This window comes from Actinophytocola oryzae (genome assembly GCF_004364325.1).
Taxonomy (GTDB): Bacteria; Actinomycetota; Actinomycetes; order Mycobacteriales; family Pseudonocardiaceae; genus Actinophytocola; species Actinophytocola oryzae.
Window position 1 is genome coordinate 104,604 of the sequence record NZ_SOCP01000001.1, and the last position, 17,138, is coordinate 121,741.

At 71.2% G+C, this 17,138-nt stretch carries 24 protein-coding genes and 1 pseudogene; 14 read left to right on the forward strand and 11 right to left on the reverse strand.

Going from position 1 to position 17,138, the window contains the following annotated elements:
* Positions 1–3: 3 nt before the first annotated feature.
* Entirely contained in the window at positions 4–513 is a 510-nt protein-coding gene (locus CLV71_RS00445; protein ID WP_133900543.1) for a YbaB/EbfC family nucleoid-associated protein, read from the reverse strand.
* Between the two features lie 162 nt (positions 514–675).
* Here CLV71_RS00445 and CLV71_RS00450 point away from each other — a divergent pair, with 162 nt between their 5' ends.
* Positions 676–1,533: a siderophore-interacting protein gene (locus CLV71_RS00450; RefSeq protein ID WP_133900544.1), complete on the forward strand. Its 858-nt coding sequence runs from the start codon at positions 676–678 to the stop codon at positions 1,531–1,533.
* Here the strand turns inward: CLV71_RS00450 and CLV71_RS00455 are convergent.
* On the reverse strand, positions 1,509–2,681 hold the full coding sequence (locus tag CLV71_RS00455) for a nuclear transport factor 2 family protein (protein ID WP_133900545.1): 1,173 nt from the start codon (positions 2,679–2,681) through the stop codon (positions 1,509–1,511). The two genes, CLV71_RS00450 and CLV71_RS00455, sit on opposite strands and share 25 nt — an antisense overlap.
* Before the next feature lie 51 nt (positions 2,682–2,732).
* Here CLV71_RS00455 and soxR point away from each other — a divergent pair, with 51 nt between their 5' ends.
* Complete coding sequence (soxR, locus tag CLV71_RS00460) at positions 2,733–3,185, forward strand: redox-sensitive transcriptional activator SoxR (protein WP_133900546.1); 453 nt, start codon at positions 2,733–2,735, stop codon at positions 3,183–3,185.
* Positions 3,186–3,442: 257 nt separating this feature from the next.
* Here the strand turns inward: soxR and CLV71_RS00465 are convergent, their stop codons facing one another.
* The gene (locus CLV71_RS00465; RefSeq protein ID WP_243866115.1) at positions 3,443–4,204 is read right to left on the reverse strand and encodes an NAD(P)-dependent oxidoreductase; all 762 of its coding nucleotides are present in this window, start codon (positions 4,202–4,204) and stop codon (positions 3,443–3,445) included.
* A gap of 67 nt (positions 4,205–4,271) precedes the next feature.
* Between CLV71_RS00465 and CLV71_RS00470 the strand changes: the two genes are divergently transcribed.
* The 5 genes from CLV71_RS00470 to CLV71_RS00490 all read left to right on the forward strand — a co-directional run bounded on the left by CLV71_RS00470 (position 4,272) and on the right by CLV71_RS00490 (position 7,370).
* The gene (locus CLV71_RS00470) at positions 4,272–4,934 is read left to right on the forward strand and encodes a GntR family transcriptional regulator (protein WP_243866116.1); all 663 of its coding nucleotides are present in this window, start codon (positions 4,272–4,274) and stop codon (positions 4,932–4,934) included.
* Positions 4,935–5,006: 72 nt separating this feature from the next.
* The gene (locus CLV71_RS00475) at positions 5,007–5,621 is read left to right on the forward strand and encodes an RraA family protein (RefSeq protein ID WP_133900548.1); all 615 of its coding nucleotides are present in this window, start codon (positions 5,007–5,009) and stop codon (positions 5,619–5,621) included.
* 65 nt (positions 5,622–5,686) lie between these two features.
* On the forward strand, positions 5,687–5,992 hold the full coding sequence (locus CLV71_RS00480; RefSeq protein ID WP_166663855.1) for a hypothetical protein: 306 nt from the start codon (positions 5,687–5,689) through the stop codon (positions 5,990–5,992).
* Between the two features lie 62 nt (positions 5,993–6,054).
* Positions 6,055–6,648: a hypothetical protein gene (locus CLV71_RS00485; protein ID WP_133900550.1), complete on the forward strand. Its 594-nt coding sequence runs from the start codon at positions 6,055–6,057 to the stop codon at positions 6,646–6,648.
* A gap of 11 nt (positions 6,649–6,659) precedes the next feature.
* On the forward strand, positions 6,660–7,370 hold the full coding sequence (locus CLV71_RS00490) for an IspD/TarI family cytidylyltransferase (protein WP_133900551.1): 711 nt from the start codon (positions 6,660–6,662) through the stop codon (positions 7,368–7,370).
* On the opposite strand, the gene CLV71_RS00495 is transcribed toward CLV71_RS00490, so the two are convergent.
* Positions 7,318–7,935 carry a hypothetical protein gene (locus tag CLV71_RS00495; RefSeq protein WP_208297317.1) on the reverse strand — a complete coding sequence of 206 codons (618 nt, stop codon included), beginning with the start codon at positions 7,933–7,935 and terminating at the stop codon, positions 7,318–7,320. The two genes, CLV71_RS00490 and CLV71_RS00495, sit on opposite strands and share 53 nt — an antisense overlap.
* Before the next feature lie 160 nt (positions 7,936–8,095).
* On the opposite strand from CLV71_RS00495, the gene CLV71_RS00500 reads away from it, so the two are divergent.
* On the forward strand, positions 8,096–9,175 hold the full coding sequence (locus tag CLV71_RS00500) for a sensor histidine kinase (protein WP_133900552.1): 1,080 nt from the start codon (positions 8,096–8,098) through the stop codon (positions 9,173–9,175).
* Complete coding sequence (locus tag CLV71_RS00505) at positions 9,172–9,801, forward strand: response regulator (RefSeq protein ID WP_133900553.1); 630 nt, start codon at positions 9,172–9,174, stop codon at positions 9,799–9,801. Before CLV71_RS00500 ends, CLV71_RS00505 begins: the two co-directional genes overlap by 4 nt.
* On the opposite strand, the gene CLV71_RS00510 is transcribed toward CLV71_RS00505, so the two are convergent.
* Entirely contained in the window at positions 9,793–10,149 is a 357-nt protein-coding gene (locus tag CLV71_RS00510; protein ID WP_208297363.1) for an MmcQ/YjbR family DNA-binding protein, read from the reverse strand. The genes CLV71_RS00505 and CLV71_RS00510 overlap by 9 nt on opposite strands.
* A gap of 99 nt (positions 10,150–10,248) precedes the next feature.
* On the opposite strand from CLV71_RS00510, the gene CLV71_RS00515 reads away from it, so the two are divergent.
* Positions 10,249–11,208 carry a ribose-phosphate diphosphokinase gene (locus CLV71_RS00515; RefSeq protein ID WP_133900555.1) on the forward strand — a complete coding sequence of 320 codons (960 nt, stop codon included), beginning with the start codon at positions 10,249–10,251 and terminating at the stop codon, positions 11,206–11,208.
* Here the strand turns inward: CLV71_RS00515 and CLV71_RS00520 are convergent.
* Positions 11,183–11,656 carry a hypothetical protein gene (locus CLV71_RS00520; protein ID WP_133900556.1) on the reverse strand — a complete coding sequence of 158 codons (474 nt, stop codon included), beginning with the start codon at positions 11,654–11,656 and terminating at the stop codon, positions 11,183–11,185. The two genes, CLV71_RS00515 and CLV71_RS00520, sit on opposite strands and share 26 nt — an antisense overlap.
* A 148-nt stretch (positions 11,657–11,804) precedes the next feature.
* Between CLV71_RS00520 and CLV71_RS00525 the strand changes: the two genes are divergently transcribed.
* The gene (locus CLV71_RS00525) at positions 11,805–11,972 is read left to right on the forward strand and encodes a hydrophobic protein (protein ID WP_133900557.1); all 168 of its coding nucleotides are present in this window, start codon (positions 11,805–11,807) and stop codon (positions 11,970–11,972) included.
* Positions 11,973–12,094: 122 nt separating this feature from the next.
* Positions 12,095–12,730 (forward strand): hypothetical protein, encoded by a 636-nt coding sequence (locus CLV71_RS00530; RefSeq protein ID WP_133900558.1) that lies wholly within the window; start codon positions 12,095–12,097, stop codon positions 12,728–12,730.
* Between the two features lie 3 nt (positions 12,731–12,733).
* On the opposite strand, the gene CLV71_RS00535 is transcribed toward CLV71_RS00530, so the two are convergent.
* From CLV71_RS00535 to CLV71_RS50565, 5 genes and pseudogenes are all read right to left on the reverse strand, one after another.
* Positions 12,734–13,261, reverse strand: a complete 528-nt coding sequence (locus CLV71_RS00535; protein ID WP_133900559.1) for a GNAT family N-acetyltransferase — start codon at positions 13,259–13,261, stop codon at positions 12,734–12,736.
* 1 nt (position 13,262) lies between these two features.
* The gene (locus CLV71_RS00540; RefSeq protein WP_133900560.1) at positions 13,263–13,769 is read right to left on the reverse strand and encodes an NUDIX domain-containing protein; all 507 of its coding nucleotides are present in this window, start codon (positions 13,767–13,769) and stop codon (positions 13,263–13,265) included.
* Positions 13,769–14,230, reverse strand: coding sequence for a hypothetical protein (locus CLV71_RS00545; protein ID WP_133900561.1), 462 nt, complete (start codon positions 14,228–14,230; stop codon positions 13,769–13,771). The genes CLV71_RS00540 and CLV71_RS00545 overlap by 1 nt, the downstream gene beginning before the upstream one ends.
* 96 nt (positions 14,231–14,326) lie before the next feature.
* The gene (locus tag CLV71_RS50560; RefSeq protein WP_424923862.1) at positions 14,327–14,674 is read right to left on the reverse strand and encodes an acyl-CoA-like ligand-binding transcription factor; all 348 of its coding nucleotides are present in this window, start codon (positions 14,672–14,674) and stop codon (positions 14,327–14,329) included.
* Positions 14,675–14,737: 63 nt separating this feature from the next.
* Positions 14,738–14,983: pseudogene (locus tag CLV71_RS50565) on the reverse strand (TetR/AcrR family transcriptional regulator); the annotation flags it as partial.
* A 56-nt stretch (positions 14,984–15,039) separates the two neighbouring features.
* Here CLV71_RS50565 and CLV71_RS00555 point away from each other — a divergent pair.
* Both CLV71_RS00555 and CLV71_RS00560 read left to right on the forward strand, forming a co-directional pair.
* Positions 15,040–16,605: an MDR family MFS transporter gene (locus CLV71_RS00555; RefSeq protein ID WP_133900563.1), complete on the forward strand. Its 1,566-nt coding sequence runs from the start codon at positions 15,040–15,042 to the stop codon at positions 16,603–16,605.
* 20 nt (positions 16,606–16,625) lie between these two features.
* A complete protein-coding gene (locus CLV71_RS00560) occupies positions 16,626–17,102 on the forward strand; it encodes a universal stress protein (RefSeq protein ID WP_133900564.1) in 477 nt (158 codons plus the stop codon).
* Positions 17,103–17,138 lie beyond the last annotated feature (36 nt).

The following is a 17,138-nucleotide window of genomic DNA, read 5'->3' on the forward strand; positions in this document are numbered from 1 at the left end:
TGTTCACCGCCACAGGTTCAGCTCGTTGTCGTCGTCATCGTCGTCACCTCGGACACGATGGGTCGGACGGTCGTCGGAGCGAAGTGGTTCCACGCTCTCGTCCTCGGGTTGCTCGACCTCCACCGACTCGTCGTCGCGGGTGCCACGCAGCTGGTCGCCGACCCGCTCCGCGATCGCACGGCCCGCGGGCGAGTCGGTGCCGATGGTCTCCTCGACGATCTCCTGCGTCCGCTCGGCGAGCTCGGCCTTGGCCTCGCGGATCGTGCTCATGATCGTCGCCGCGATGACGTCCGGCGCGGACCGGTCGATCTCGCGGGTGAGCTTCAGCCCGACGAGCGACCCGGAGGAGTCGACGGTGACCTCGGTCATGCCGTCGCGGTCCCGCCTGGTCACCTGTAGCTGCTGGAACCGGTCGCTCATGGCCTGCGTGTCGGCGGCCAGCTTGTCGATCCGGCCCTTCCACGCCTCCAGCCGCTGCCTGGCGTCGTCCGGGTTCAAGACGCGGTCGTCCATGTTCTCCCTGCGTTTCGTCACTCCGACCGGAAGAGTATCCAGCGGTGCGCTGGGAGCGTGGCCGGATACCCGAAGAACCCGCATACGTTTACGTGCGCAACCGCTCACCCCGGCGCGGCGTACCGTGTCGGGGAGAACGCCCCTGACATCCGAGGAACGTCCATGCCAGAACGTCCGGCACGCCGGAGCCCCAGCCTCACGCTCGCGCAGGTACACCGCGTCGAGCGGCTCACCCCGCACATGACGCGGATCGTGTTCGGGGGCGACGGCCTCGCGGAGTTCACCGCGGGCGACTACACCGACCACTACGTGAAGCTGCAGTTCCCCGTCGAGGGCGTCACCTACCCCGAGCCGTTCGACCTCCAGCGCATCCGCGAGGAGCTGCCGCGCGAGCAGTGGCCACGCACCCGCACGTACACGGTCCGCCGGTGGGACGCCCACCTCCGCGAGCTGACCGTCGACGTGGTCCTCCACGGCGACGAGGGCGTCGCCGGGCCGTGGGCCATGCGTGTGCGGCCGGGTGACGAGCTGCGGTTCGCCGGCCCGGGCGGCGGCTACGCCCCGTCCGCCGACGCGGACTGGCACCTGCTCGCGGGCGACGAGAGCGCCATCCCGGCCATCGCCGCGTCGGTCGAGCGGCTGCCGGCGGGTGCCCGCGCGTTCGTGTTCGTCGAGGTCGACGGCCCCGACGAGGAGCAGAAGCTGGAGAGCCCCGGCGAGGCCACCGTCACGTGGCTGCACCGGGGCGGCGCCCGCGTCGGCGAGGCACTCGTGCGAGCCGTCACCGACCTGGAGTTCCCGCCGGGCGAGGCGCAGGCGTTCGTCCACGGCGAGGCCGGCTTCGTCAAGGAGCTGCGCAGGCTCCTGCTCAGGGAGCGCGGCCTACCCCGGGAGCGGGTGTCCATCTCCGGCTACTGGCGCCTCGGGCACGACGAGGACCGCTGGCAGGCGACCAAGCGCGACTGGAATCGCCAGGTCGAGGAGGAGCAGGACGGTCAGCCCGCAGGCGAGTCGAGGTAGAAGACCTCCTCGCGGGTGATCGCGCCGTTCGTCACCGTGTAGAGCGACATCTTGGTGACGCTCGACCGGCTGCCGGTCGGCACGTGCGTGTGGTCGAAGGTGAACCGCACGGCGAACCGGTCGCCGTGCGGGTAGGGCCCGTCGACCGTCACGTCGCGGATCTCCAGGTCGTGGTCGATCCGCTCGGCGTTGGCCAGGATCGCCCCGACACCACGCAGCTCGACGTGCTCGCCACCGTGCTCGAGTGGCGCGACCCGCACGGCGTCCGGTGCGAACAGCTCGAGCGCCTGGTCGAGCGTGCCGGTGCGGAACGCGGTGACGTACCGGTCGGCGACCTCCGCCGGGGACAGCCGCCCGAGGTCGCCCGCGTGGTCGTGGGCCCACCGCGTGAACGTGCGGGACGGGCGGCCGGTCAGCTTCTCGTAGGTGCCGATCACCGGTTCCGGGTGGTCGACGAGGGTCTGCCAGTAGGCGAGCGCGGAGTCGGCGAACTCCTCGCTCGCCCAGGCCAGCAGGTCCGCGCGGGCCTCGTCGGGTGTCAGCTCCTCGACGGTCGCCCGCCTGCCTGCCGCCTCGCCGAGAATCCGCACCTGCTCGGCCTGGGTGAGCACCTCGGGGCCGGTCAGCGCGTAGGTCTCACCGACGTGGCCGTCCTCGGTGAGCGCCAGCACGGCGATGTCGGCGATGTCGCGTTCGTGGACGAGCGAGCGCCCGGCCTCCGGGTAGGGCAGGCGCGCGGGCCGGCCCGCGCGGATCGCGGGAACCCACTCGAGGGTGTTCGTGGCGAAGCCGCCGGGGCGCAGGAACGTCCACTCCAGGCCCGAGCGGCGGATCGCGGCCTCGACGTCGCTCCACACGCCGCCGTGTTCCGCGCTGAGGGCCGACACGTACACCACCCGGCGGGCGTGCCGGGCGATGACGCGGAGGACCTCGTCGATGCCCTCGGCGGACAGGAAGGGCCAGAGCAGGAAGACCGAGTCCACATCGGACAGCGCGTCGTGGAGGGTGTCGGGCCTGGTCAGGTCGCCCGCGGTGGTGCCGTGGCCGGAGGAGCGGGACATGGCCCGCACGGTCGCGCCACGCTCGCGGAGCCCGGTCACGACGTGTCTGCCGATGTTGCCGGTCGCGCCGGTTACGAGGATCGTCATGGGTCCAGCGTCGAACTTCAACAAAGGTTCAAGTCAAGCTAGCCTCGGGTGATGACCGACATATCGGCGGAACTGACCATCGGTGAGCTGTCCGCACGCAGTGGCGTGCCGACCTCCGCGCTGCGGTTCTACGAGCGGGAGGGGCTCATCCACAGTCGCCGGACCACCGGCAACCAGCGGCGTTACCACCGCACGACACTGCGGCGGGTCGCGTTCGTCCGTGCGTCGCAGAATGTCGGGATCCCGCTCGCGCTGATCGGCGAGGTGCTCGGGTTCCTTCCCGAGGACACGCCGCCGACCAAGGAGTTCTGGGAGCGTGCGTCCCACTGCTGGCAGGAGGCCATCGACGAGCGCATCGCCAAGCTGTCACGCATGCGGGACCGCTTCACGGCGTGCATCGGGTGCGGGTGCCTGTCCTTCACCGAGTGCGCACTGGTCAACCCGGCCGACAGGTTGGCAGAACGAGGTCCCGGCGCGCACCTGCTGAACCCAACCCACCGCTGACCCGCCCGTCACGCCCCCGGCCCAGCGCACTGAAGGGCGCCTTCCCAACGCCCGGTGTAACGAAGGGCGCCTTCCCAACGCCCGGTGTAACGAAGGGCGCCTTCCCAACGCCCGGTGTAACGAAGGACGCCTTCGTAACGCCCGGTGTAACGAAGGACGCCTTCGTAACGCCCGGTGTAACGAAGGCGTCCTTCAGTGCGCTCGGTCGGTGTTATGAAGGACGCCTTCAGTGCGTTTCCGCCGTGCGAGGACGGACCTCAGTCCGGGTTCGCCAGCCTCGTCAGGAAGTCGCGGGTGGCCGAGGTGATCGTCGGCGCGACGCCGAGTTCGGTGAGCATGTCCGTGGCCGCGGCCATCTCGTCGGCGCGACGCACCGCGTGCTGGTGCGTGCCGGTCACCAGACGGTCCACAGTAGACTCTCCCGCCCGGGTCAGCTCCTCGGTGATGTTGGCACGCAACCACTCCTCGCACCCCGCCGCGCGCCCGGCCGCCAGCGCCTCCACGACAGCGGCCGCCAGCCCCTTGAAGAACACGCTCCGCAGAAGCTTCCGCTCGGCTGCCAACCCCGGCGGCCCGGCCATGGTGTCCACCCTCGCCCCCAACGGGTTGAGCAGCCCGGCCACCCGCGTCGCCGCCGGGCCGGTCGCGAGCATCGGCGTGCGCAGCCCACGACCGGGCACCGGCGCCATGATCGCGACGTCCGCGAACGCCACCCCCCGCTCCCCGGCGAGCTCCGACAGCCGGCGCTTCAGTCCTGGCGATCCCGTGTTCAGGTCGGCCCACACCCTCGCCGTCGCCGCACCCGTCCGCAGTGCCTCGGCGGCCGCCGTCGCGCTGTTCACGCTCAACACCAGGTCGGCGTCGGTCGCGGCGTCCGCCTCGTCCGCACACGGCACCATCCCGGCCGCCGCGGGTACCGCCGGGTCGTACGCCCGGACCACCGCGCCCGCCTCGACGAGATCACGCGCGATGGCGCCACCCGCCTCGCCCAGCCCGAGCACCGCCACCGTCAGAGTCACCGTTCGGACGCTACACTGCGACAGCACCAAAATTGGTGACAATAATGGTTGAAACCAGGGGTAGTGCGTGACAGTGAACGAGAACACGGCCAGGGCGGTCGTGGCCGAGATCCGTGACGCCATCGTGCGTGGTGACTTCGTGCCCAACCAGCGGCTCGTCGAGGCCGACCTCTCCGAGCAGTTCGGCGCGAGCCGGGCCGCCGTGCGGTCCGCGCTGGTCGAGCTGGCCAACGAGGGTCTCGTCGAGCGGGTGCAGAACCGGGGCGCACGCGTGCGCGCGGTGTCGCTCGCGGAGGCCGTCGAGATCTCGGAGGTCCGGATGGCCGTCGAGGGCCTCTGCGCGGCCAAGGCCGCCGAGCACGTCACCCGCGAGCAGGCCAAGCAGCTCAAGGCGATCGGCAGGGCCATGCGCACGGCCGTGTCCCACGGCGACGTCCTCGGCTACTCGCGCCTCAACCAGGAGCTGCACCGGCTGGTCCGGGAGGTCAGCGGCCAGCGGACCGCGCAGGACGTCCTCGAACGCCTGCGGGCACAGAGCGTGCGGCACCAGTTCAGGCTCGCCATGCACCCCGGCCGGCCGAGCAGGTCGCTGCCGGAGCACCTGGCCATCATCGACGCGATCTGTGCCCACGACGCGGCGGGCGCCGAGGAGGCGGCCCGCGCACACCTGCGCAGCGTGATAGCGGCGCTGCGTGAGGTCGACCAGTCGTCGGTGCGCACGCTGCCGTGACCGGCACTTGACGGCCACGACAAGATTGTCAACAATCCAGGCGCACATCCTGTACGCAAGGGGGCGTCACGCATGATCTACGGCGAGTTCGCGGAGGCCGGGGTCGCCACGGTCTACGAGGCCTGCGGCAGGCGCGGGCTGCTCGACGTCGACCTCGTGCCTCTCCGGCCAGGCAGCAGGGTGGCCGGGCCCGCGCGGATCGCCCTGTGCGGTCAGGGCGACAACCGGGCAGTGCACGAGATCATGACGCACCTGCGGCCGGGGGAGATCCTCGTGCTGACCATGCCCGTCGCCGCGCCCGTCGCGTTGTTCGGCGACCTGCTCGCCACCCAGGCGCTGACCGCGGGCGCCGCCGGGGTGCTCGTCAACGCGGCCGTGCGGGACAGCGCGGACCTCGCGAAGCTGTCCATGCCGGTCTGGAGCAGGTGGCGGCGTTCGACCGGCGCCACCAAGGACATCCGGGGCCAGGTCGACGTCGCGGTGACCATCGGCGACACCGAGATCACGCCCGGCGACGTCCTCGTCCTCGACGACGACGGCGCCACGTGCGTCCGACAGTCCGAAGTGGACAGTGTGGCGCTCGCCGTGCGGGAGCGGCTCGCCAAGGAGGACGGCCTGCGCAGGCGTTGGGCCACGGGGGAGTTCAGCTACGACGCCTACGGCATGCGTGCCGAGGACGGCTCGTGACCGCCGTGGCCCGGGCGTACTGAAGGGAGCCTTCGTAACGCTGGGCGTACTGAAGGCGTCCTTCAGTGCACGGGGTCGGTCCGTGCGTCGGTGCCCGACGCGGGCTTGCGGGACGACGCCGCCAACTGCTGGCCGCGACCTCCCCGTGGGCGGGTGCGTCGTCGCGTGGCCTGGCCGCCATCGACGCGGGCGACGCCCACCGGGCCGCGGCGGCGCGCGACCGCATGGACGCGTCGCAGGCCCAGGCGCTCCAGCTCCACTCCGTTCCCGGCGAGAACCGCGTCGAGGGTGTGGTCAGGATCGGCGACGGGGTCGTCGACGTGTTCCTGGACCGCGTCCGCGCCGCCTACGACGCGTCCCTGCCCGGCTGACGTCGGTGTCCGCGTTCGCCGGGTAATGTCGTCCCAACGCGAACCGGGAGGATTCGAGCGGCATGGATGTGCAGACCTACGCGACGGCGTCGACCGTGTGTGCCCTGCTGGCCGGGCGCCTGTCGGACGACACGCTGGGTGCCGCCCGCGACCACTACTCCGGCGGCGAGTCGGAGCTGGCGGAGTCCGCGCTACTGCTCGGGCTGGCCTTCGAGGGCGTGGGGATCACCCGCGAGGAGCAGGAGCTGATCCGCGCGTCGCTGGAGGAACCCGACAACCCGGACCTCGATGACGTGGCGGTCATCGACTCGGTGCCGCCGCTCACCTACCGCTTCAGCCCGACGGCCCCGCCATCGGCTCCCGACCCGTCCCGCGCGGACGTGGTCCTGTCGACCGACGCCCCGCGTCACGGCGGCCGCCGCCTGCGCAGGGTGTGGCGGGAGCCGCTGCCGGGCGCCAGGGACGGCGCGACGTGGCTCTACGTGCTGCAGGTGGCGCCGGGGACCGACGAACTGGGCGCGTACTCGGCGCTGACCTCACGGCTGTGGGTCGTGCTGCAGGAGAAGTGGGCCCTCGAGGTGGTGGTCGAGGGGAGCCTGCTGCCGCCCTACCAGGCCGCCGCGCTGACCGCCGCCCGCCAGATCTGGCCCGGCTGACTCCCAGGGCGATGGCGCGAGGGCGGACACCGTACGCGGCCGGCGTGGTGCTGGCGGGCGGCTCGGGCACCCGGATGGGTGCCGGGATGAACAAGGCGTACCTGCCGCTGGCCGGTCGCTGCCTGGTGTCGTGGTCACTGGAGGCGTTCGGCCAGGCCCCGGGGATCGGCGTGGTGGTCCTGGTGGCCCGCCCCGAGGACCGCGAGCTGGTCGACCGGGTGCTGGACCACGAGCTGCCGGACACCGAGGTGGAGGTCGTCCACGGCGGCGACAGCCGCCAGGACTCGGAGCTGCAAGCGCTGCGCCACCTGGCGGGCAGGGTCGACGACGGCGCGGTGGACGCGATCCTCCTCCACGACGCGGCCAGACCCCTGGTGAGCCCGACCCTGATCGCGAAGGTCCTCCACGCGACGCGGGTCCACGGCGGAGCCGTCCCCGGCATCCCGGCCGACGACATCGTCACCGTGGCGGCGGACACGATCACCGGACCGGCCCTCGACGGGGCGGTGAGAGCCCAGACCCCACAGGGTTTCCTGGCACGGCCGCTGGTCGACGTCTACGAACGGGCGGCCCGGGAGGACTTCACCGGCACCGACACGGCGTCGTGCATGGAACGCTTCTCGGCGGTGCCCGTCCGCTGCGTGCGCGGCGACCAGCACAATATCAAGATCACGTACCCGCACGACCTGACGATCGCGGAGCAGTACCTGGCGGCACGCTGACCGCGTCCGATGTGGACGTGCCGGGTGCGGCGGGCAGCGCGAGCGCGAGCCAGACCAGGGACGTGCCCGCCACCAGGTGGACCACGCTCGTGAGCGGGGTGTCGGGCAGTCGCGCGGCGAGGGCCAGGACCGGGAAGGCGACCAGGTACGCCGTCGCCGCAACCCTGGGGTGGAGCCGCGTTCTCAGCATCGACGTGCCGAACAGGATCGCGCCGACCGCGAACACCAGCGCACTGCCCAGCAGGGCGTACTTCGTCGGGCCTGCCAGCAGGTCCGTCACCACCTCGTCGTCGAGGTAGAACAGGGTCGTGTTCAGGGTGAAGGCGGCGCCGCCGAACAGGCCGAGGCCGATCGCGTTGACCGTGTAGGCGAGTTCGCCGAAGGGGCCGGACAGCGCCTTCTGACGGAGGTGCAGCAACACCAGCAGCGGGACGGCCAGCGCGGGGGACAGGGCGATCACGAGGCTCGTCGCCGCCGTCTCGCCGGTGAACGCCTCCACCACCGCTGGGGCGGCGACGCACACGCCTGCCGCCACGCCGCTCCACCTGCTCAGCTCGGCTGTCATTCCGGATCTCCCTGGGGGACAACGTGGTTGGTGTCCGGAACGGTAGAGAGGGGTACGGCCGCGGCGACAGTGCCGCGAGGCCGGGGTCGCGTGGCCGGACGGCACGTGCCCTCCGGCCGGACTTCGGTGCGGGCGGCGGCGGACGACGTACGCTCCTGGCGTGACGCGGATCGTGCCCTGGGTGTTCGGCGCCGTGTACGGGATCGTGCTGCTGGCCGGGCTCTACTTCGTGGTCGGCGGGCTCGGTGGGGGCGATCCCCTGCGGTTGACCGGGTTCCTCGCGGGGATGGCGATGCTGTTCGTGGTCGAGGTCGTGGCGTGGCGGGCACCTCGGTGGGAGGTCTGGCTGCTGGGGGTGCGGCTCGCGTTGTTCGTCGTCGTGGTGGCGTTCGACGAGTCCGGGCTGTCGCGGGTGCTGTTCGTGCTCGTGCCCTTCGCCGCCTACCTGGCCTTCGGGCGCCGCGTCGGCGTGGTGCTCGGCGGGGTGGCGCTCGCGCTGCTCGTCGGCGGGTTCGCCGTGCGGGTGCCTGGCTGGTACCGGGACGCCGACCACGTCTCCGACGTGCTCATGTTCAGCATGGGCCTGGTGCTCGCCCTCGCGATGGCGGACGTCGCGCTGCGGGAGCGGCGGGCCGCCTCGCGGGTCGCCGAGCTGTCCGCCGCCGCCGAACGCAGCCGCATGGCGAGGGATCTCCACGACAGCCTCGGGCACCACCTCACCGCCGTGTCCATCCAGCTGGAGAAGGCCGCCGCCTTCGCCGAGCGCGACGCGGGGGTCGCCCGGCAGGCGTTGGCGGACGCCAGGACCTCGGTCGGCCGCGCACTCGAGGACGTGCGGGCCTCCGTCGGAGCCCTGCGGGCCGAGCCGGCACGGCTCGTCGACGCACTCGCCGGGCTCGCCGCCGACGGGGTGGACCTGCACGTCGACGGCGAGGAACGCGGCACCGACCAGGCCACCGCCACCGCGCTCTACCGCGCCGCCCAGGAGGCCGTCACCAACGCCCGGCGGCACGGACGGGCCGCGACGGTAGGCATCACCGTCACGTTCGGTGCCCACGGCACCCGGTTGGTGGTCACCGACGACGGGATCGGCTTCGACGTCACGACACCGCGTGACGGCTTCGGGTTGCTCGGCCTGCGGGAACGTGCCGCGTTGCTGGGCGGCACCGCGACCGTCGACAGCACACCGGGCGCGGGCACGAGGGTCGTCGTGACCGTGCCCGCGATACTTCCCCCATGAGCGAAGGCAGCGTGCGTGTGCTCGTCGTCGACGACCAGCGGCTGGTGCGCGAGGGCATCGCGTCGCTGCTCGACCTCCAGCCGGGCATCGACGTCGTCGGGACGGCCGCGAACGGCAGGGAGGCCGTCGAACAGGCCATCGCGCTCACCCCGGACGTCGTGCTCATGGACGTGCGCATGCCCGAGATGGACGGGGTCGACGCCGTCGCCGTGCTGCGCGGACGGGCACCGGACTGCCGGGTCGTGATGCTCACGACCTTCGACGACGAGGAGTACGTCCTCCAGGCACTGCGTGCCGGCGCGGCGGGCTACCTCCTCAAGGACCTGCCCGCGGCCGAGCTGGCCGAGGCCGTGCGGCTCGCCAACGCGGGCGTCACCCAGCTCGACCGGGCCGCCACCCTGCGGGTCACCGCCGCACTGTCCCACCAGAGCACCGACGCCCTGACCGGCCGGGAGACCGACGTCCTGCGCATGGTCGCCTCGGGCGCCACCAACCGCGAGATCGCCGCGCGTCTCTACCTCAGCGAGGGCACGGTCAAGAACCACGTCTCCCGCATCCTCGGGCGCCTCGGCCTACGCGACCGCACCCAGGCCGCCATCTACGCCCGCGACAACGGCCTACTGTGACGTGAGCGGGTGCGCGGCCACCAGGTCGTCCGGCGCTGAGAGCCGCCACGCCTCGTAGACCAGCTCGGTCAGCTCGTCCAGCTCGATCCTGCGCAGGTGGACCACCACCCAGCCGAAGCCGCCCGCCGTGAACTGGACCTCGAACACGTCCGGCCGCTCGGACACCAGCGCCAGCTGCTCCGACAGCGTCTGCTTCAGCCCCACGGTCCTCGTGCGGGGCCAGTAGTAGCCGAAGCGCTTGCCGCACACGCTGTAGGACGTGTAGTCACGCGCCTTCGCCGCCGTGACCTCGGCCAGCTTCTCGACCATGCTCAGGAACTGACGATCGGGCACACCCACGCCGGACATTGTGGACCACGCCACCGACACTCCCGCCACCGCTCACGCGGACCGCGGTGGCGCGCCGTTAGGCTCGGCACGCCGGGAACGCCGAACAGGGGAGTGGTCGTGCGGGAGATCGCCGTCTTCAGCGGCAGTGCCCATCCGGAGCTGGCGGCGGAGATCTGCGAGCACCTCGAGGTGCCGCTGCTGCCCGTCCGCGTCACCAGGTTCGCCAACGACTGCCTCGAGGTCCAGCTCCAGGCGAACTGCCGCGAGCGCGACGTCTACCTCATCCAGCCGCTCGCCAAGCCGGTGCAGGAGAACCTGGTCGAGCTGCTCCTCATGATCGACGCGGCCCGCGGCGCGTCGGCCGCGCGCACCACCGTCGTGATGCCGCACTACGCCTACGCCAGGTCCGACAAGAAGGACGCGCCCCGCATCTCGATCGGGGGCCGCCTGGTCGCGGACCTGCTCGTCGCCGCGGGCGCGAGCCGGGTGCTCACGATGACCCTGCATTCCCCGCAGGTGCACGGTTTCTTCAGCGTCCCGGTCGACCACCTGCACGCGTTGCGGGAGCTGGCCGCCTACTTCCGGCGCTACGACCTGTCCAACACGATCGTCGTGTCCCCGGACCTGGGCAACGCCAAGGAAGCCTCGCACTTCGCGCGGCTGCTCGGCGTGCCGGTCGCGGCGGGGGCCAAACAGCGCTTCGCCGACGACCGGGTGGAGATCACCTCGATCATCGGCGACGTGAGCGACCGCGACGTGATCGTGCTCGACGACGAGATCGCCCGCGGCAGCACGGTCGTGGAGCTGCTGTCCAAGCTCGCCGACCGCGGTGTGCGTTCCGTGCGGGTCGCGTGCACCCACGGCCTGTTCGCCGACGGCGCGCTCGGCCGGATCGGCGGACGGCCCGACGTCGCCGAGATCGTCTGCACCAACACCGTGCCGATCGCGGAGCGCTCCGACAAGCTGACCGTGCTCTCCATCGCGCCCGCGCTGGCCGAGGCCGTACGCCGCATCCACGACGGCGAGTCGGTCAGCGCGTTGTTCGACGCGCCTATCGCTGCTGGTTCTGGCGGTTGACCACGGAGGTCGCGCTCTCCCCGTTGTAGAGCGGGTTCTGGGCCTGCTCCGGGATGACCGTGCCCTGTGCCCGGACGGCCGCGTCGTTGGCCTGCCTGCGCGCCTCCCGCTCCATGGTGACGTTCTCGTACCCCTCGCGGTCGCGGATCCGCGCCAGCGTCGACACCGCGATCCAGTGTGCGACACCGAGGACCAGCAGGATGATCCCGAGCCGCACCACCACACCCTTGGTGGGGTTGTCCGTCGGCACGTCGATCACGGAGATCAACGCCAGCACGCCGAGTGTGCCGAGGTGGAACAGCACGGAAACGAGCTTCGTCAGCGACTCCGCCGACGCCTTCGGGGCGGCCTCCTGCAGGAACCGCCTGCCGTTGCGGTAGATGAACTGCCCGTCGATCAGGACCAGCACGACGCCGATGACGAGATAGGCAACAAGACTGCTGTCCATGGCACACGCACCCTCGTTCTGTCAGGTAGTCAGGCGGTACGGGTACCCGGGGCCCGAGCGGGAGAAACCGAGCTTCGCACGCGTTTACCGGATGGTGTGGGGGGTAGATCAGTGGCCGGGGCACATCCGAAGAGAGAAAGGCGCGGTAATGCTTCCTCTTGTTCTCGTTCTGCTGCTCGTCCTGGTGCTGTTCGGCGTCGGCTTCGCGGTGAAGGCGCTGTGGATCGTCGCCGGCGTGCTGTTGGTCCTGTGGCTGCTCGGGTTCGTGATCCGGCGGCCCGCGGGCGGGGGCACTGGTCGCTGGTACCGCTGGTAGACGAGGTCAGACGTGCCGCGGTGGCGGCCGGGTCGCGCGGACCCGGCCGCCACCGCCATGTTTGGCCGATCACGTGCCTGGGCATTCCGACGATGTCCCGACTTCCTGAGGGAGAACCAACGATGCGGAGCGACGACCCGGAGGCCCAGGCCACCGCTCACCAGCTGGTCCACTGTGTACTCGACGCCGACTCGGACGGCCTGACCGAGACGCTGGAGACCGTGGTCGACCACCCAGGCGACGAACTGCGGCCGTACGTCCGCGAGGTGGTCGCGGAGCTCATCAACGTGGCCACGGCGGCGGTGCGCAGCAGCGCGGGACGCCTCTACGGCAACGCGGCGTTCGCGGTGGACCTGCGCGACGACGCCAACGACAAGGTCGGCATCGACGAGCTGGACCCGCCGGTGCGGGCGACCATCCGCGCGATGCTCGCCGAGCTGAACGGCAGTCCCGACGACGCGTTGTTCCAGCTGGACCTGGCCGTGCGCGGCGTGGACCGGCGGACGGGGCTGGACACCGTGCGACGTGCCCTGACGATGACCATCGGGCTGCTGCACTGGAGCGAGCAGTCGGACCCCCTGGAGGCCCTCATGGACCCCGATCCCACCGCCGACGAGGCGGATCTGCTCGAACAGCACCTGAACGCGGTCCCGGACGACGACCCGCTCGTGACCGGTGACGCGATCGAGGCCGACCCGACCGACGTGCACGAGCAGCACCAGCAGATCCCCGGAGACGATGACGAGGACCGCCGCTGAGCGTCACCAGACGTCGCCGGCCCGCCAGTCACAGGCGAGGCCGGCTTCGCTGTTCACGGGGGCGTCCGCGAGCACGAAGATGCCGTCGTCGTCGTCCTCGGTGCGCACGAGGCCGTCGGGAGTCATCGCCCATGACGGGCCCCGCAGTCGTTGCCAGCCGCGGCCCTCGTAGAACGGGACGGCCAGGTGGGAGCTGCTCAACGCACCCAGGTCGTAGGCGTCGCGGATGATCCGCTCCAGTGGTGCCATCAGCGCGCCGCCCACGCCGCGGCGGCGGTGGTCGGCCCGCACGGCGACGGCCTCGATGTAGCCGACCCGCAGCGGCCGCTCGTCGAGGCGGAACTGGCGCCGCACCACCGAAGCGTGGCCGACCAGCGTGCCGTCGTGCCAGGCGGTGGCGTGCATGCCGCCGAGGGCGTGGTCCCAGTCCTCGTCGTCGAAGTCACCGTCGAACGCGGCGTCCAGCAGTGCCCGGATCCCGGCCAGGGTCGCCGGTGGCAGGTCGGCCGTGTGATAAACGCGGATGTCCATGTCAGGACCACACCTCGAAGGGTTCGTCGACCGGCTCGCCCGCGAGGAGCGCGGGCAGCAGCTCCGGTAGCCGGCCAGGGTAGCAGCGTTGCGTGGTCGCGAGCAGCTCGTCGCGTGGCCACCAGCGGAGGCCGAGGTACGAGGCGCGTTCGTAGTCGAGCTGGGCGCTGACGTCGACCGCGGGTTCGACACCCGCCACGTCGACCAGTACCACGACCTCGTCCTGGATCCGGCGGTTCTCCCTGACCAGGAAGGTGGCCGTGCGCCGCCAGGTCGGCGGTCCGACACGCAGCGGGACCAGGCCCGTCTCCTCGCGCAGCTCGCGGTGGGCGGTGTCCAGGTAGGACTCGCCGGGGTCGACGCCGCCGCCCGGCAGCTCCCACCACAGGCCCAGCTCGGGGCGGGTGACGCTGCGGGTCCGGAACAGCAGGACGTGCCCGCCCTCGTCGACCACCACGAGCCGGACGGCGTCACGCCGCTCGACCGGGAGGTCGTCGGGCAGCTCCACTAGCCGTTCTCCTGGCAGCGGTTGGTGAGCGCGGCGCGGGTGGTGGCCCACCGCTCGTTCTCGGCGACCTCCTTGGTGGCGTGGAAGTCCATGGGCCGCAAGGGGATGCCGAGGGAGTCACGCTTGTAGTGCGCGAGATGGCAGACGTAGACGGTGAAGTGCTCGTACTCCTCCGTGTCGTGCACCCGGAGCTTGGCGTAGTGCGCGGCGGCCCCGTCGGCGGCGATCAGGGTCGCGACGCCGTTCCGCGCGAGGTTGGCCCGCCCGTTGGCACTGGCAACCGCGACGAGCAGCGCACTCCGGTCGTTGGTGGCGAGCAGTTCCGCCGTGCACAACAACATGACGTGCGGAAACCCGTCCTCGTCGACGGTGACGAAGGGAAACGCCTGCTCGTCCTGTTCCGGGCGGGGCCAGGTCTCCAGCAGCAGCGCGAGTTCCGCGGGCACGCTCATTCCGTCCACACGCGAAACTCTAGTGTGACAGGACCCTCAGAAGACATCCCGTGTCCCGGAGACCCCGAGGGCAGTCGGCGAACCGCCGAGCGAAGCTCGGCCGTGTTACAACCGCACTCGGCTCAGCATTCTGGCGACGAGGTCGGGTAGTGCTTCCTCGCCGGAGCGCTCCAGCCACAGCGCGCCGGCCGTGCGGAAGGCGGCCATCAGGGTGGCGGCCATCAGGCGGGCGAGTTCCTCGTCGGTGTCGTGGCCCCGGTCGACCAGTACGGCCGCCAGCTCCCGCTCCAGCGCGATCTGGTCGGTCGCCTGGCGGGCCACCAGCGACGGGTGGCGCCGGAGAAGTCGGAGCTGTTCCACCCACTCGACGTCGGGCAGGTCGCGGCCGACGAACAGGTCCGCCACGGCGTTGCGCAGCGCCTGCCAGGGAGCTTCCTCCACCGGGCGGTTCACCAGGAGTGACAGCAGGCGGCCGGTGCGTTCCCGGTCCGCATGGAGGATCGCGTCCTCCTTGTTGGCGAAGTAGTTGGAGAAGGTCCGCCGGGAGACGCCCGCGTCGTCCGCTATGTCCTCGACGGTGACCCCGTCCAGGCCGTAGGCCATCGCCAGGCGCAGTGCTGCCTCGTGCAGCGACTGCCGGGTCGCCGCCTTCTTGCGGTCCCGGAGTGTTTCGACGGCCTCCACACGCACCAGCCTAGAGCCGCGCTCGTGTCCGGCACTCCCGGAGACCGGGGTCGATGACCGGGGGAATATTCTGCTCATTGCGCAAGTTTGCACAGTGCGCAAGAATTAACCTTGAGACTGAGGAGGGGGCACGCATGGTGTCGTCGGACCTGGCGGCCAGCCGAGCCCAACACAGGCGGACACTCGAGTCACTGTCCGGCCTGCTGCTGGCGCTGTTCGTGGCGATGATCAGTTCGACCGTGGTGTCGACGGCCCTGCCGTTGATCATCGGCTCGCTGAACGGCACGCAGACGCAGTACACGTGGGTGGTCACGGCGACGCTGCTCACCGCGACGGCGACCACGCCGATCTGGGGCAAGCTCGCCGACCTGTTCAACAAGAAGACCCTGGTCCAGATCGCGATCGTGATCTTCGTGGTCGGGTCGATGATCGCGGGCTTCAGCCAGGACGCAGGCCAGCTCATCGCCGCGCGCGCGTTCCAGGGTGTCGGCGTCGGCGGCCTCCAGGCGCTGGTCCAGGTCGTGATCGCGGCGATCATCGCGCCCCGCGACCGCGGCAAGTACAACGGCTACCTCGGCGCCGTCATGGCCGTGGCCACCGTCGGCGGACCGCTGCTCGGCGGCCTGATCGTCGACGTGTCGTGGCTCGGCTGGCGCTGGTGCTTCTTCGTCGGCGTGCCGATCGCGGCCATCGCGTTCGTCGTGCTGCAGCGCACCCTCAAGCTCGTGACCGTGCGTCGTGAGGACGTCCACGTCGACTACCTCGGCGCGGCCCTGATCGCCGCGGGCGTGAGCGTCCTGCTGATCTGGGTGTCGTTCGTCGACAACACCTTCGGCTGGCTGTCCTGGGAGACCGCGCTCATGGTGGGCGGCGGGCTCGTGCTGCTCGCGCTGGCCGTGCTGGTGGAGACCAGGGTCCGCGAACCAGTCGTGCCGCTGAAGATCGTCGTGCAGCGCACGCCGGCACTCGCCATCCTCGCGAGCCTCGCGGTCGGCATGGCCATGTTCGGTGGCGCGGTGTTCCTCGGCCAGTACTTCCAGATCGGCCGCGGCTACACGCCGACCGAGGCGGGCCTGCTGACCATGCCGATGATGGCCGGTGTGCTGGTCGCCTCGACCGTGTCCGGCCGGATGATCAGCCGCTCCGGGCGGATCAAGCCCTACATCGTCACCGGCGCGAGCGTGCTGGTGCTCGGCTTCCTCGGCCTCGGCATGGTCGACCACGACACCTCGCTGGTGCTGGTCGGCATCGCGATGGCGGTCGTCGGCATCGGTGTCGGTATGACCATGCAGAACCTGGTGCTCGCGGTGCAGAACACCGTCGCGCTCAAGGACCTGGGCGCGGCGAGCGCCTCGGTGACGTTCTTCCGCTCGCTCGGCGGCACGATCGGGGTGTCCGTCCTGGGCGCGGTGCTCGCCAACCGGGTGGCCTCGGGGATGTCGGAGGCGCTGCACGTGCCCGCGGGCACGTCCTCGACGGGTGACATCAGCGCGCTGAACCTGACGGCGCTGCCGCCCCAGGTGCAGACGATCGTGCACACGGTCTACGGGGACGCGACGGCGCACATCTTCCTGATCTCCGCGGCCGTCGCCGTGGTGGGTGTGATCGCAGCCCTTCTCCTGAAGCCGATCACGCTGCGTACGACGATCGACCTGGAGAAGAAGGAAGAGAAGCCGGTGTCGGACCCCGTCGCGGGATGACCTCGGGATAGGTGAGGAAGATGAGCGGCAGCGCGGCCGCCTTCGAGTCCACGGTGGAGCACATGGGCCCGCGCCCCGATCCGGCGGCGCGGGCCATCCTCGTCGGGGTCGACGGCTCCGACACCGCGATGCGGGCGGCGGCGTTCGCGATCGGCCTGGCCAGGCGTCAGGGCTACCGGCTGATCGTCACGTTCGTCGCCGCGCACTCCGCACTGACGGTGCTCGGCCCCGGCGTGGCCGCGGCCCAGGAGGCGGTCGAGGAGCTGGACTGCGACCTGCGCGCCGCCGCCCGCAACGCCGCGGACGAGCTGCGGGTCCCGATCGCGTTCCTGCGGACCTACGGCGACCCGTTCACCCGTCTGCGCGAGGCCGCGGACGACTGCCAGGTGGACACCGTGGTCGTCGGCGCGTCCATGAGCGCGGGCCACCGGTTCGCCGGGTCGGTCGCGACGAAGCTCATCCGTGCCGGCCACTGGCCGGTGCTCGTGGTGCCCTGACCGTCGGTTAGAAAATTTTCGACCTTCCGATACTAT

What these genes read in the sequence shown, in the direction of transcription:
- CLV71_RS00490 (WP_133900551.1), top strand. Translation starts at nt 6,660, where the DNA reads ATGGCGCGAGGGCGGACACCGTACGCGGCCGGCGTGGTGCTGGCGGGC.
- CLV71_RS00510 (WP_208297363.1), bottom strand. Translation starts at nt 10,149, where the DNA reads ATGTCCGGCGTGGGTGTGCCCGATCGTCAGTTCCTGAGCATGGTCGAG.
- CLV71_RS00475 (WP_133900548.1), top strand. Translation starts at nt 5,007, where the DNA reads ATGATCTACGGCGAGTTCGCGGAGGCCGGGGTCGCCACGGTCTACGAG.
- CLV71_RS00555 (WP_133900563.1), top strand. Translation starts at nt 15,040, where the DNA reads ATGGTGTCGTCGGACCTGGCGGCCAGCCGAGCCCAACACAGGCGGACA.
- soxR (WP_133900546.1), top strand. Translation starts at nt 2,733, where the DNA reads ATGACCGACATATCGGCGGAACTGACCATCGGTGAGCTGTCCGCACGC.
- CLV71_RS00505 (WP_133900553.1), top strand. Translation starts at nt 9,172, where the DNA reads ATGAGCGAAGGCAGCGTGCGTGTGCTCGTCGTCGACGACCAGCGGCTG.
- CLV71_RS00530 (WP_133900558.1), top strand. Translation starts at nt 12,095, where the DNA reads ATGCGGAGCGACGACCCGGAGGCCCAGGCCACCGCTCACCAGCTGGTC.
- CLV71_RS00520 (WP_133900556.1), bottom strand. Translation starts at nt 11,656, where the DNA reads ATGGACAGCAGTCTTGTTGCCTATCTCGTCATCGGCGTCGTGCTGGTC.
- CLV71_RS00535 (WP_133900559.1), bottom strand. Translation starts at nt 13,261, where the DNA reads ATGGACATCCGCGTTTATCACACGGCCGACCTGCCACCGGCGACCCTG.
- CLV71_RS00495 (WP_208297317.1), bottom strand. Translation starts at nt 7,935, where the DNA reads ATGACAGCCGAGCTGAGCAGGTGGAGCGGCGTGGCGGCAGGCGTGTGC.
- CLV71_RS00485 (WP_133900550.1), top strand. Translation starts at nt 6,055, where the DNA reads ATGGATGTGCAGACCTACGCGACGGCGTCGACCGTGTGTGCCCTGCTG.
- CLV71_RS00525 (WP_133900557.1), top strand. Translation starts at nt 11,805, where the DNA reads ATGCTTCCTCTTGTTCTCGTTCTGCTGCTCGTCCTGGTGCTGTTCGGC.
- CLV71_RS00455 (WP_133900545.1), bottom strand. Translation starts at nt 2,681, where the DNA reads ATGACGATCCTCGTAACCGGCGCGACCGGCAACATCGGCAGACACGTC.
- CLV71_RS00450 (WP_133900544.1), top strand. Translation starts at nt 676, where the DNA reads ATGCCAGAACGTCCGGCACGCCGGAGCCCCAGCCTCACGCTCGCGCAG.
- CLV71_RS00445 (WP_133900543.1), bottom strand. Translation starts at nt 513, where the DNA reads ATGGACGACCGCGTCTTGAACCCGGACGACGCCAGGCAGCGGCTGGAG.
- CLV71_RS00560 (WP_133900564.1), top strand. Translation starts at nt 16,626, where the DNA reads ATGAGCGGCAGCGCGGCCGCCTTCGAGTCCACGGTGGAGCACATGGGC.